Annotated in this window: 12 protein-coding genes; 4 read left to right on the forward strand and 8 right to left on the reverse strand. The window is 68.2% G+C overall.

Annotation, left to right across the window (positions count from 1 at the left end; genetic code table 11):
- Positions 1-93: 93 nt before the first annotated feature.
- Positions 94-1,917: a BCCT family transporter gene (locus HMPREF3067_RS00940; RefSeq protein WP_070767876.1), complete on the reverse strand. Its 1,824-nt coding sequence runs from the start codon at positions 1,915-1,917 to the stop codon at positions 94-96.
- Between the two features lie 392 nt (positions 1,918-2,309).
- The gene (rsmI, locus tag HMPREF3067_RS00945; protein WP_070767877.1) at positions 2,310-3,164 is read right to left on the reverse strand and encodes a 16S rRNA (cytidine(1402)-2'-O)-methyltransferase; all 855 of its coding nucleotides are present in this window, start codon (positions 3,162-3,164) and stop codon (positions 2,310-2,312) included.
- A gap of 42 nt (positions 3,165-3,206) precedes the next feature.
- Here rsmI and HMPREF3067_RS00950 point away from each other — a divergent pair, with 42 nt between their 5' ends.
- Positions 3,207-4,775 carry a dolichyl-phosphate-mannose--protein mannosyltransferase gene (locus HMPREF3067_RS00950; protein ID WP_070767878.1) on the forward strand — a complete coding sequence of 523 codons (1,569 nt, stop codon included), beginning with the start codon at positions 3,207-3,209 and terminating at the stop codon, positions 4,773-4,775.
- Between the two features lie 33 nt (positions 4,776-4,808).
- Here the strand turns inward: HMPREF3067_RS00950 and HMPREF3067_RS00955 are convergent, their stop codons facing one another.
- Complete coding sequence (locus HMPREF3067_RS00955; RefSeq protein ID WP_070767879.1) at positions 4,809-5,504, reverse strand: zf-HC2 domain-containing protein; 696 nt, start codon at positions 5,502-5,504, stop codon at positions 4,809-4,811.
- Complete coding sequence (locus HMPREF3067_RS00960) at positions 5,491-5,904, reverse strand: DoxX family protein (protein ID WP_070767910.1); 414 nt, start codon at positions 5,902-5,904, stop codon at positions 5,491-5,493. The genes HMPREF3067_RS00955 and HMPREF3067_RS00960 overlap by 14 nt, the downstream gene beginning before the upstream one ends.
- Positions 5,905-5,954: 50 nt before the next feature.
- Between HMPREF3067_RS00960 and HMPREF3067_RS00965 the strand changes: the two genes are divergently transcribed.
- Together HMPREF3067_RS00965 and HMPREF3067_RS00970 are read left to right on the forward strand one after the other, a co-directional pair.
- Complete coding sequence (locus HMPREF3067_RS00965) at positions 5,955-6,449, forward strand: methylated-DNA--[protein]-cysteine S-methyltransferase (protein ID WP_070767880.1); 495 nt, start codon at positions 5,955-5,957, stop codon at positions 6,447-6,449.
- A gap of 44 nt (positions 6,450-6,493) precedes the next feature.
- Entirely contained in the window at positions 6,494-7,096 is a 603-nt protein-coding gene (locus HMPREF3067_RS00970) for a DNA-3-methyladenine glycosylase I (protein ID WP_070767881.1), read from the forward strand.
- Positions 7,097-7,132: 36 nt separating this feature from the next.
- On the opposite strand, the gene glpR is transcribed toward HMPREF3067_RS00970, so the two are convergent.
- The 4 genes from glpR to HMPREF3067_RS00990 all read right to left on the reverse strand — a co-directional run bounded on the left by glpR (position 7,133) and on the right by HMPREF3067_RS00990 (position 11,276).
- On the reverse strand, positions 7,133-8,236 hold the full coding sequence (gene glpR / locus HMPREF3067_RS00975) for a divisome protein SepX/GlpR (RefSeq protein ID WP_070767882.1): 1,104 nt from the start codon (positions 8,234-8,236) through the stop codon (positions 7,133-7,135).
- Positions 8,237-8,330: 94 nt separating this feature from the next.
- Complete coding sequence (locus HMPREF3067_RS00980) at positions 8,331-9,047, reverse strand: GNAT family N-acetyltransferase (RefSeq protein ID WP_070767883.1); 717 nt, start codon at positions 9,045-9,047, stop codon at positions 8,331-8,333.
- Entirely contained in the window at positions 9,044-10,321 is a 1,278-nt protein-coding gene (gene glp / locus HMPREF3067_RS00985; protein WP_070767884.1) for a molybdotransferase-like divisome protein Glp, read from the reverse strand. Before glp ends, HMPREF3067_RS00980 begins: the two co-directional genes overlap by 4 nt.
- A gap of 22 nt (positions 10,322-10,343) precedes the next feature.
- Positions 10,344-11,276 (reverse strand): UTP--glucose-1-phosphate uridylyltransferase, encoded by a 933-nt coding sequence (locus HMPREF3067_RS00990; RefSeq protein ID WP_070767885.1) that lies wholly within the window; start codon positions 11,274-11,276, stop codon positions 10,344-10,346.
- A 66-nt stretch (positions 11,277-11,342) separates the two neighbouring features.
- Here HMPREF3067_RS00990 and HMPREF3067_RS00995 point away from each other — a divergent pair, with 66 nt between their 5' ends.
- Positions 11,343-11,912: a 5-formyltetrahydrofolate cyclo-ligase gene (locus tag HMPREF3067_RS00995; protein ID WP_083319069.1), complete on the forward strand. Its 570-nt coding sequence runs from the start codon at positions 11,343-11,345 to the stop codon at positions 11,910-11,912.
- The last annotated feature ends 17 nt before the right edge of the window (positions 11,913-11,929 follow it).

Consider the following 11,929-nt stretch of genomic DNA (forward strand, 5'->3'; position numbering starts at 1 on the left):
ACCACTCCGTAGCGCCTACTCGGCGTGCCTCAACCAGAAAAAGCGCACCGCCCGCAACGGGGTCGGTGCGCTTTCGTCGCGTGAACTAGAGATTTAGTGCTTGCGCTTGAGCTTGAGGCGCTCGGCGCGGCGGCGCTTGTTCTCCTGTGCGCGCTGGTACTCGCGGTGCAGGCGGCGCTCGCGGGCGAGCTTGCGTTGGAAGGCCTGGGATTCGCGGTACTCAAGGTAGATGACGTCGTTGCGCAGATCCTTGACGATGGCGAACATCAGTAGCACGACAATCACCAGGAACGGTGCGGCGGCCACGATGGTGACGTTCTGCAGGTTATTCAGCGAGTCCTCGTTGACCAGCAGCAGGGTCAGGCCGACGGCGGCGGTCAGCACGCCCCAGATGGCGGACAGCCACGGCTGGGCATCGGACTTGCCGTTCTGCGACATCGAGCCCATCACCGTCGACGCGGAGTCCGCGGAGGTGATGAAGAAAGTCGAAAGCAAAATCATGGCGATGATGGAAGCAATCGCCCCGAGCGGCATGCCGTTGAGCAGGTTGAACAGCTCCTGCTCGGCGCTCTCGCCGGAAATCGAGTTGCCGGTCTGCTCGGCGTGGATGGCCGAGCCGCCGAAGATAGCGAACCACAGGGTGGACACGCCAGCCGGTACCAGCAGGACGCCGACGCAGAACTCGCGGACGGAACGGCCGCGGGAAATACGTGCCAGGAACATACCGACGAACGGCGACCAGGACACCCACCATGCCCAGTAGAAGATGGTGTAGCCGCTGAGCCACTCCCCGGCCTCGCCGTTGGCGGACTCGGCGGTACGGCCGATCATCTCGGTGAAGTTATCCAGGTAGGCGCCGATGGAGCCCGGCACCAGGTTCAGGATGTTGACGGTCGGTCCAACGATGAACACGAAGATAGCCAGCAGCGCGGCCATGACCATGTTGGCGTTGGACAGGTATTGGATGCCGCGGCCCACGCCCGACAGAGCGGACAGGATAAAGGCCAGGGTCAGAACCAAAACGATGCCGATGACCACGCCGTTGCCCGGATCCTCGATGATGCCGGAGGCGGACAGGCCAGCCTGAATCTGCAAGGCGCCCAGGCCCAGGGAGCAGGCGGTGCCGAAGACGGTGGCGAAAATCGACAGGATATCAATCAGCTTGCCGACCGGGCCGGCAGCGCCCTTCTCGCCGATGAGCGGCACGAAGGCCGAGGACAGCAGCTGCTTCCGACCAATACGGAAGGTGGAGTACGCAATAGCCAGGCCCACGATGGCGTAAATGCCCCAAGGGTGGAGCGTCCAGTGGAACATGGCGGTTGCCATGGCGGTGTCGACCTCGTGCGGGTTGTGATCCGGAACCCCGTCACGGTAGAAGGCCAGCGGCTCGGACGCGCCGTAGAACATCAGGCCGATGCCCATGCCGGCCGCGAACATCATCGCGATCCACGACGGCGTGGAGAACTCCGGCTCCTCGTCGATATGGCCCAGGCGAATGGCACCGAACTTGGAGACCGCGATAGCGACGACGAAGACCACGAAGATGGTGGTAAACAGCACGTAGGCCCAGCCGAAGTTATCGACGACCAGGTTCAAGGCCTTGCTGGAGAACTCAGCGAAGCTGTCGGCGCCGGCCAGGCCCCAAATGACGATAGCCAGAACCAACGCCCCGGCAATGCCGGTCACGGTCCAGTCGATCTTGGCGTCGCCATCGGCGGCCATCTCAACAGGCTCTTCCTCGTGTTTTTCGGAGGAAAGGCTCTTGTTGTCCAGCATGGAAGCCAGCTGGCTGGTTGCCGACTGGCCATCCAGCGCCTCATCAACGGTTTCGTATTTTTGATCTACCGGTTTGGAATCCAGCACGTCCGGATCGTGCGGATCCGCCCCTTCAGGCACGTTTTTTTCTGAATTTGTCATGCAATCTAGGTTGTTCGAAACCGGAAAGTCTTTCAAATTGCGGACCGCGTTTTTCCTTAATCTCCGGGCTTTATCCCCGATTTTCGCCGCGCCGTGACCATCATATTGTCCGGCATATCCGCTAGTCTTTAAGTTTTCCGACGGTGGCACAACACGTTTCTGTAACAATTGGATTAAGAATTGCTGTGGACAGTTATTTTCCCTGCAAGTAGACCAAAAACACTGTATTTTTTGGTCACCGGTCTCAGGGAACTGCCAGCCACGGCAACGGGCCCCGAAAGGCCCGTTCCGGGCGGTTACCCGCAGGCGTCGAACCGCGGTCGGCGGGCCCACAGGTTGGTCACGGGGAGACGGGCCGCAGAGACGCCCCCCGAAGAACCCGTCGCGGGCGGCTAGTTGCGGGCGGCTAAGACGGCATCGTAGAGCTCGCGGCTCGACACCCCCGCCTCGCCGGCGACCTGCTTGCAGGCCGCCTTGAGCCGCAGCCCCGCCGCGGCGAGCTCCTGGGCCTTGGGCACTAGCTCGTCCACGCTCACGGCGGCGGCGCTACCGCCCTCGATGACCACGGTGATCTCGCCGCGCGCGTTCTCGCCCGCCCACTCGGCCAGCTGACCCAGTGTGCCGCGCTTGACCTCCTCGTAGGTCTTGGTCAGCTCGCGGCAGATCGCCGCGGTCCTGCCCTTCCCCAGCACCTCGGCGGCCACTTCGAGCGTCTCAGCCAGCCGGTGCGGGGACTCGAAGAAGACCACGGCGCGCTCCTGCCCGCGCAGCGACTCGAGCCACTTGCGCCGCGGCCCGCCCTTGCGCGGGGCGAAACCGTCGAAGATGAAGTGCCCCACACCCAGCCCGGACAGCGCCAGTGCGGTGGTCACCGCGGACGGGCCCGGCAGGCAGGTCACCCGCACGTCCGCCTCGGCGGCAGCGACCACCAGGGAGTGCCCCGGGTCGGAGACAATCGGCATGCCGGCATCGGTGACGACGAGGACGGTGCCGGAGCGGGCGGCATCGATAAGCCCGGCGGCGCGGGCGTCCTCGTTGTGGTCGAAGTTGGAGACCACCTTGCCCCGAATCTCCACGCCCAGGGCCTGGGCCAGCGCCCGCACGCGGCGGGTGTCCTCCGCCGCGACGACGTCGGCCTGCCCCAGCGCCTGCAGAAGGCGCGCGCTGGCGTCTCCCGGGTTGCCCAACGGGGTAGCGGCCAACACGACGCCGCGCGGCAGCGGCTCCAGCGAAAACTCAAAGCTCATGCCTAATAGCATGGCACAGGACCGTACCCTAAACTATCTGGGGTGAGTACCCGTACTTCCTCCGCCCAGCCCGCCGCCGTCCCGCGCGGCGCCCACAACCGGCCGGCCGCTGTGCCGCGGCCCGTCACGTGGACCCGGGCGGACACGGTCACCACGCTTGTCATCGCCGCGCTGGCCCTCATCACGCGCTTTGTCGCCCTCCAGTACCCCACCGCCAGTGGCACCCCGATTTTCGACGAGAAGCACTACGCCCCGCAGGCCTGGGACATGGTGCGCAGCTGGGACAACCTCTTCGTCGGCGGCATCGAGTCGAACCCCGGCTACGGGCTGGTGGTGCACCCGCCGCTGGCCAAGCAGCTGATTGCGGTCTCGGAGCAGATTTTTGGCTACACCCCGCTGGGTTGGCGCACGATGGCCGCACTCTTCGGCGTCGGCACCGTCCTGCTGATCATGGCGCTGGCCCGCCAGCTGTCGAACTCGACGGTGGTGGCTACCATCGCCGGCCTCATCGCGGTCTGCGACGGCGTGTTGCTGGTCTCCTCCCGCTTCGGCATGCTGGACATCTTCCAGGTCTTTTTCATCGTCGCCGCGGCTTGGGCCCTAGTCCACGACCACAAGCAGGTCCACCAGCGCCTCGACGACGCCTGGCGCGCGGGCCTGCTTAACGGTGCCACCTTCGGCCCCCGCTTCGGCTTCCGCTGGTGGCGCTTCAGCGCCGGGGTCTTCCTGGGCTTGGCGCTGGCGGTGAAGTGGTCCGGGCTGTATTACCTCATGTTCTTCGGCCTGGCCAGCGTTTTCGCGGATCTGTGGCTGCGGCGCCGCTACGGGGTGCGCCGCTATGTGCTGGGCACCCTGGTGCGCGATACCCCGGCCGCGCTGGCCTCGCTGGTGGCGGTGCCGGCGGCGCTGTACGTGTGGTCCTGGCGAGCCTGGTTTACCAGCGAGACCGCCGTCTACCGCCACGCGGCCACCGACGGCACCATCGAGGCTGGCTCCTGGCTGCACCTGCTTCCCGATTCCCTCGCCAGCTGGCTCTACTACCACCTCTCGGTGCTGGAGTTCCACGCCTCCCTGACCACCTCCGGCGGGCACTCGCACCCGTGGGATTCCAAGCCGTGGGCGTGGCTGGTCGGCGCCCGCCCGATCCTCTACCACTCGCATACGGAGCTGACGTGTCCGGGCGGCATCGAGTGCCGTCAGATGCTCTTCCTGTTCGGCACGCCCATCATCTGGTGGCTCATCGTACCGGTGCTGATGTGGTCGGCGTGGTGCTGGTTCGTGCGCCGCGACCGCCGATTCGCCCCGGTGCTCATCGGTTTCGCCGCCGGCTTCCTGCCGTGGCTGGCCGCCTACGACCGGCAGATGTATTTCTTTTACGCCGCCGCGCTTATCCCCTTCGTCATCGTCGGCCTAGCGCTGATAGCCGGGCAGCTGGCCGGGCGCGGGCCGGTGGCCGGCTGGGCCCGCCCGCTGCGGTGGGGCACGGTGGCCGTGGTCGTCTACGTCGCCGCCGTCGTGGCGATGTTTTGTTATTTCGCGCCGATTCTCTACGGTTTCAACGTACCGGAGAGTTGGTACCAGTCCATGATGTGGCTGCCCAGCTGGACCTAGCCGGGGCTGGCCGGGGCTGGCCGTGCTGCCGGGCTAGTTCGGGTCCGCGCCCAAAACGCGCCAGGCCCCGCGCAGGCTGAAGCCGCGGTCGGCGGCCCAGACCCAGCCCAGCGCCGCCGTGGACAGGCCGGTGGCCAGCAGCGCGTAGACTTGGCCCATGACGAGATTGCCCAGGGCGATGTCGCGCATCGCGAAGCCGCACAGGAAGGCAAACAGCGTGCACGTCAGCGGCATCAGGCCGGGTGCTAAGCGGGGACGCCAGGCGGCGAAGATAAGCCCGGAGGCCAGCCCCAGGCGCAGGGCCGCGCCCTCGATGAGCGCCGACGCGCCGTCCGGGTCCGCCGTCGGGTCGAGGACCTCGCCGGTGCCCGGCACCATGCCGGAGGACTGAGCGACCATCGCGACGGCCCACGCGGCGCAGATAATGCCGATGACCACCAGGAGGATGCGCGCCATCGCTAGCCCAGCGTGCCGGCGCCCGGCGGTGCGCTGCCATTCGGATTCCACGCCGCCCAAGATGAGTTCGGACAGGTCCTGCGGCGGGGCCATGCCCGTGTCGGCCGGATCCACGAAGCTCAGCGAGCGGCTCAGCCGGGCCGCCTTGTCCTGGAAGGCGCGGCATTCGGCACATTCAGCGATGTGGGCGTCGACGACGTTATCGTCCAGCCCGTGGTCCTCCCCATCCAGGCGCGCCGAGATGGCGGCCTGGACCTGCTCATGCGTCAACACGGTTGAGCACCTCATCCAGGCTGGCCCGCCCCGCACCGAAGACGACGACCATCAGCAGGGAAACAAACAGAACGCTGACGTATTCGATGCCGCCGTCAGTGGCGAAGAAGCCATTGCCCCAGTGGGCGAAGTAGAAGGCCCCGCCGACTAGGACCATCAGCACCGCGGCGGCTGCCGTCGTGAGCAGGCCAATGACCATCAGCGTGCCGCCGGCTAGCTCCCCGACCGCCGTCAGCCAGGCCAGAATCTGCGGCTGGGGCACGCCCAGGGCGGAGAACTGCCCGACCGTCTCGTCCATGCCGTCGATAAACAGCTTGGTCACCCCGTGGCAGACGAAGACGAGGCCGAGGATCAGCCGCAGCAGGAGCAGCGCGGCATCTCTAACGGCGGGTTTATTCATGAGCATTAGACTACCTTGGTACCACAACTTTGCTAAAGAAAGGCGCCGCGATGACTTACGTGTACCTGCTCGATAGCCCGCTGGGCCGCCTCGCGCTCGCCGGCTCCGACACCGCCCTCACCCAGCTGGCCCTGCCCGGCGACGAGCTGCCGGCCAATGCTACCCCGGGGACCACCGCCGTCTTAGAGGAGGCCGCCGCGCAGCTGCGGGCCTATTTCGCGGGCTCTTCCGCTCCCTTCGACGTGCCGCTGGACCACTCCGGACAGCCGCCTTTTACCGGCGCGGTACTGCGCGAGCTGGCGCGCGTGGGCTACGGCGAGACGCTCAGCTACGGCCAGCTGGCCGCCCGTGCCGGCCAGCCCGCGGCCGTGCGCGCGGTGGGCAACGCGTGCGCGCGCAACCCCCTGCCGCTGTTCGTGCCCTGCCACCGCGTGGTGCGCTCCGACGGCACCCTGGGCAACTACCGCGGCGGTCTGGCCGCCAAGCACTGGCTGCTGGAGTTAGAAGCCGGGTCGGGAACCCAACCGGGCCCGGCGGCAGTCTAAAACGGTAGCAACCACGTACTTTTACCTTCTAGGAGACACTACCGATGGATACCACAGGCACCGGACCGCTCACCGGCCCCGACGGGCTCGCGCGCACCCCGTGGGCGGCTGCAGACGAGTTTTTGCGCGACTACTACGACACCGAATGGGGCCTGCCTGTCTACTCAGAGGCGGAGCTTTACGAAAGGCTCGTGCTGGAGGGCTTCCAGGCGGGCCTGTCCTGGCGGCTTATCCTGAGCCGCCGGCCGGCCTTCCGCGCGGCCTTCGCCGGCTTCGATCCGGACGCGGTGGCGGCCTTCGGGACCGACGACGTCGAGCGCCTGGCTAACGATGCCACCATCATCCGCAACCGCCGCAAAATCCAGGCTGCCATCGACAACGCCCGCGCCACTGTGGCGCTGCGCGCCGAGGGCGGCCTGAGCGGTCTCATCTGGTCTTTCCGGCCGGCAGATACTCCACGGCCCGAGGTGGTAGAAGAAATCCCCACCACTTCAGAGGAATCGACACAGATGTCGAAGGCGCTGAAGAAGCGGGGATTTAAGTTCGTCGGGCCCACCACCTGCTTCGCGCTGATGGAAGCCATCGGGATGGTCGATACCCACCTGATGGGCTCACACCGGCGCGGGTGCTCGGGGCTCTGGGACTAGCCCTCGAGCCCAAGCTCTCGGACTAGGCCTCTGGGGCTAGCTGACGCGGCGGGCGGCCAAGTCGTCGCGGCGGACCGGGGCGCGGTCGCCGGTGGTGTCGTCGTCGTGGTAGTAGACCGGCAGGTGGTCGAAGTCGGGGCTGTCGTCGTCGACCTCGAGGACCACCGCGCCCGGGCGGCGCAGGCTGCGCGGGATGGACAGCTCCTCATCGGCGGCGTTGCGCACGCCCAGCCGGGCGCGCCGCAGCTGGCGGACGCGGCGGTGGCGCAAGGCCTGTTCCTGGCGCACCTGGGTGCGCAGAGCCACCAGGTAGACCACGGAGAGCACACCCACCACGGCGGCGGGCAGCCAGCCCCAGCCGCCGACGATGATGCCCAGCGCGACCGTGGCCACGACGGCGACGGCCAGGCCCAGCAGGGTGCGCTGGCGGCGCTGGTAACGGTCGGTGGACGCGGCCTCGTCGGCCTCCGGGTCCCAGCCGCCGCGGCCCAGCCGGCGCTTGGCGAATTCCAGCTCCTCGGCGGACAGCTCGTCGTCGCCGCTGATGTCCGCTTCCTCCGCGTTATCCGCGGCCTCCGCGGACTCCTCGGCGGCGGAGGCGATGGCGGCGGCATCGGCATCGACGGCGCCGGGGTACATCAGATCCACCGGGGAGGTGTAGGAGGCGTCTAGCGAGTAGGCATCGGCGGCGACCTCGTCGACCTGCGGCGGGTCGAAGTACTCCGCGGCCTCCTCGGCGTCTGCCTCCGCCGCTGCCGCGTCGCCGGCCCCGGCGGTCTGCTTGTCCGAGTCGGCCTCCGCGTTGGCGGTGGTCTCGTCGGTGGCATCGTCGATCAGGGGCGAGTCCACAACCTCGCCGTCAATGGTCTCTTCCTGCGCGGAGACCGGCACCGCCAGGCTGGCCGGCTCGGCGTCGACGATCTCGTAGTCGTCGTCAGCGTTGGTGCGGTGCACGTCCTGCGCGGTCACCCGCGGCTTGCGGCGGCCGGCGACCTTGCCCTGGTCACCTTCGAAGAGCACACGGGTGTCCTCGAAGCCGTCCCCGGTATGGCTGACCGGGCGCTGGCCCCGCAGCAGCCACGGCGCTAGGACGAAGAGCCAGACCACCAGGATCAGAATGAGAATGAGGCCAGGAGACACTACGCGCTACCTCTTTCATAGTTTGACGATTGTCACAACCACAGTACTTCGCCGCGGCCGCCCGGCCAGCCTGCGCCACGCCCAATCCGGCGAGCTAATCCAGCACGCCGCCCGCCCGCAGCCGGGAAACGCAGCTATCCGGGAAGTCGTCGCGCACCAGGGCGACGAGGTGGTGGTCGCGCCACTCGCCGTCGATGTGCAGGCTGCGGCGCGCGATGCCCTCCTCGCGGAAGCCGTTGTTAAATAGCACCCGCCCGGAGGCGGCGTTGTTGGGCAAAAACGTGGCAGTCACCCGGTGCATGCCCACCCGCCGGAAGGCGTGGTCGGTGCCCAAGGCGCAGGCCACCGTCGCCAGGTGCCCGCCGGTCATCTCCGAGAAGACCCAGTAGCCGATCCAGCATTCGCTCACGCTGCCGTGCTGGATATTGCCCAGCGTGATCTGCCCGGCAAACCGCCCGTTACACTCGATAGCAAAGGGCACCACCACCCCCTGGCGCGCCGCCGCGCCCAGGTACCACAGGTGGTTCCACCAGGCCTGGGGGCTGTGGGCGGCGGCCCAGCTGGTGGGCATCGTCGGCTCGACGTGGCGCAGGTGGGCCTCGTCGTGGAGGCGCTGCGCGCGCCAGTCCGCACCGTCCGCGCGGTGCAGCGGCCGCAGGCGCACCTCGGCCCCGCGCGGGAAGGCGGCGTTCGGGCGGATGTGTACGGTCTCGGTGACCTCCGGCCACCCGGGGTGTTCGATAGCGCGCGACTCCCTCGCCCCGGTGTGGCGCTGCCAGCTGTGCCGCGCCCAGCCGAAGGGGTCGATCATGAGCGCTGGGTGATGAACATAACGTCAACGACGTCGCCGGGGCGAATATCCGTCACGGATTCTGGGACGCGGATGAGCGCGTTAGCCTCGGCCAGCCCGGCCAGCAGGTGCGCCGGCGCCCCGCCCGCGCCGGACAGGCCCTCGACCAGGTAGTCGGCGGTGTCAGCGTCGCGCATCAGGCGGGCGCGGATATAGCCGCGGCGACCCAGGCGGGAGTCGATATGGTTGACGGCGCGGGCGCGCACCACGCGGCGCGCGGCGTTGCGCTTGCCCAGCGCCAGCCGGATGAGCGGGCGGACGAAGACCTCGAAGACCACCAGGGCCGAAACCGGGTTAGACGAGAGCAAAAACGTCGGAATGCGCTCGTCGCCCAGCAGGCCGAAACCCTGCACGGAGCCCGGGTGCATGGCCACCCGCGTGGTGTCGATGTCGCCGAGCTGGTCGAGCACCTCGCGGATGGCCGCGGAGCCGGCGCCGCCCACCGCGCCGGAGATCACGATGACCTCGCTGCGCGCTATCTGAGCCTCCAGGTTTTCCCGGATGCGCCGCGGCTCGCCCTCGGCAATGCCCACGCGGGTGACCTCGGCGCCGGCCTCGCGGGCGGCGGCCGCCAACGCGTAGGAGTTGACGTCGAAGACCTGGCCCAGGCCAGGCTCGCGGTCGATGTCCACCAGCTCACGGCCGAAGGAAATCACGGTCACGCGCGGGCGCGGGTACGCCAGCACCTTCGAGCGCCCCACCGCGGCCAGCAGCCCAATCTGGGCCGGGCCCAGGATGGTGCCGGCGGACACCGCGACGTCGCCGGGCTGGATGTCGTCGCCGACGCGGCGCACGAAGTCGCCGGAGCGCACTGGGCGGTGGGCGACCATGCGCTTGCGCCCGCGGTCGGTCCACTCGAGGGGAAGGACGGCATCGGCAAGCGTGGGCAGGGGTGCGCCCGTGTAGACGCGCACGGCCTGCTTCGGCTGGAGACGCAGCGGCTGCCGGGAACCGGCCGGGACCTCCCCCACCACGGGCAGGGAACGCTCCGTCTCCGACTCCGGGACCCCCTCCGCGTCCGGGTCGCGCCGACCGAGGCCGCGCTCGCCGCCGATATCAACCGCACGGACGGCGTAGCCATCGATGGCCGCCTGCGGGAAGCCCGGCAGCGGTTGGTGCGCCTGGACCTCCTCGGCACACTTCAGCCCCAAAGCGTTGGCGATGGCGATCCGTACCGGCTCGGGCGTGACCGCCGCATCGGTGACAAACTCCAGCTGCTCTTCCACAGAACGCATAGCAACGCGCCGCCTTTCCCGGTTAGTTCTCCGCCAACCCGGTCTCTTGCTCGTACTCCGCAATAATATGCTTGATCGCCTTATACAGCGCCGGGCCGTACTTCTCGTCCCGCAGGCCGAAGTCGACGTTGGCGGGGATGTAGCCGCCGGGGTTGCCCAGGTCGTGGCGCTTGCCGCGGTGGACCACCACGTGCACGGGCTCGCCCTCCTGGATGAGCAGCTCGATGGCGTCGGTCAGCTGCAGCTCGCCACCCTTGCCCGGACCGATCCGGCGCAAGGCGTCGAAGATTTTGCGGTCCAGCAGGTAGCGGCCGGTGGCCACGAGGTTGGAGGGGGCGTCGGCGGGATCGGGCTTTTCGACCATGCCGACGACCTTCTTCACGCCCGGCGCGTTGGTGTCTTCTACGTCGAAGACGCCGTAGTTGTAGGTCTCCTCGCGGTCGACCTCGAAGGCGCACAGGACGGACCCGCCCAAGGCCGCGCGCACGCGCGCCATGTCCTCCATGACGGTGGCAGGCAGGACGATGTCGTCCGGCAGCATGACGGCGAAGAAGTCTTCTTCCTCGTCCAGCACGGACTCGGCTAGGCCGACGGCGTGGCCGAGGCCCAGCGGCTCGGCCTGCTCGACGGCAATGGGGTGGATGAGGTCCGCGGCGCGCTGCACCTTGGCGACCTGCTCGTCCTTGCCGCGGGCGGCCAGGGTCTCGGTCAGGTCGGGGAAGCGCTCGAAGTGGCGCATGACCTCTTGTTTGTTCGGGGCGGTGATAACGGCCAGGCGCTGCGCGCCGACGGAGGCGGCTTCCTCGGCGATGAGCTCGATGCCAGGTGTATCCACTACTGGCAGCAGCTCCTTGGGCACGGTCTTGGTGGCCGGGAGGAAACGCGTCCCCATGCCGGCGGCCGGAACCACTACGGTTTTCACCCCGTGCGGGGTATTCTCGCGCTCGTTAGACATGGATCTGACCTTACCTGCTCGCCTTATCCGTGTCGGGCACCGATACGCCCTATTAGTATTTAAGTTATGAATTTTCCCTCCCCCGACGCCGACAAGCAGACCCTGCGCGAGCATTTCCGCGCCGCCCGCCGCGCCCCGGCCGACGATGCCTCCCTCATCGCCCACACCGACAGCTTTCTGCGCGCCTTAGGCCGCCCGCGCGTGGCGGCCTATGCCCCGCTGGACAGCGAGCCGGGCGGGAAGGCGTGGCTGGCCGCGGTCGCGGCGGCCAGCCAGCAGGTGTGGCTGCCGCTGTCGATGCCCGGCGGTACGCTGCTGTGGGCAAGCTACCACGGCGATAAGGCCACGCGGGCAGGGGCGCTGGGCATCGCGGAGCCGGTGGGGCCAAAGTTCAATTCCACGGTGCTATCCGGGCTGGACGTGCTGCTGGTGCCGGCGATGGCGGTGGACCGGCGCGGCTTTCGACTGGGCAAGGGCGCGGGCTATTACGACCGCGCGCTGGCCGACCTGCGCGCAGGCGGGCCGCTGAAGCTGGCTGTGGTGCGCTCCAGCGAGGTCGTGGAGCAGCTGCCGGCCGATGCCCACGACGTACCCTGCGATGGCGCGCTCACCGACGCCGGCGTGGAGATCTTCTAGTCGCTGAGTTTCCGCGC

The organism is Corynebacterium sp. HMSC04H06, assembly GCF_001815935.1.
GTDB lineage: Bacteria > Actinomycetota > Actinomycetes > Mycobacteriales > Mycobacteriaceae > Corynebacterium.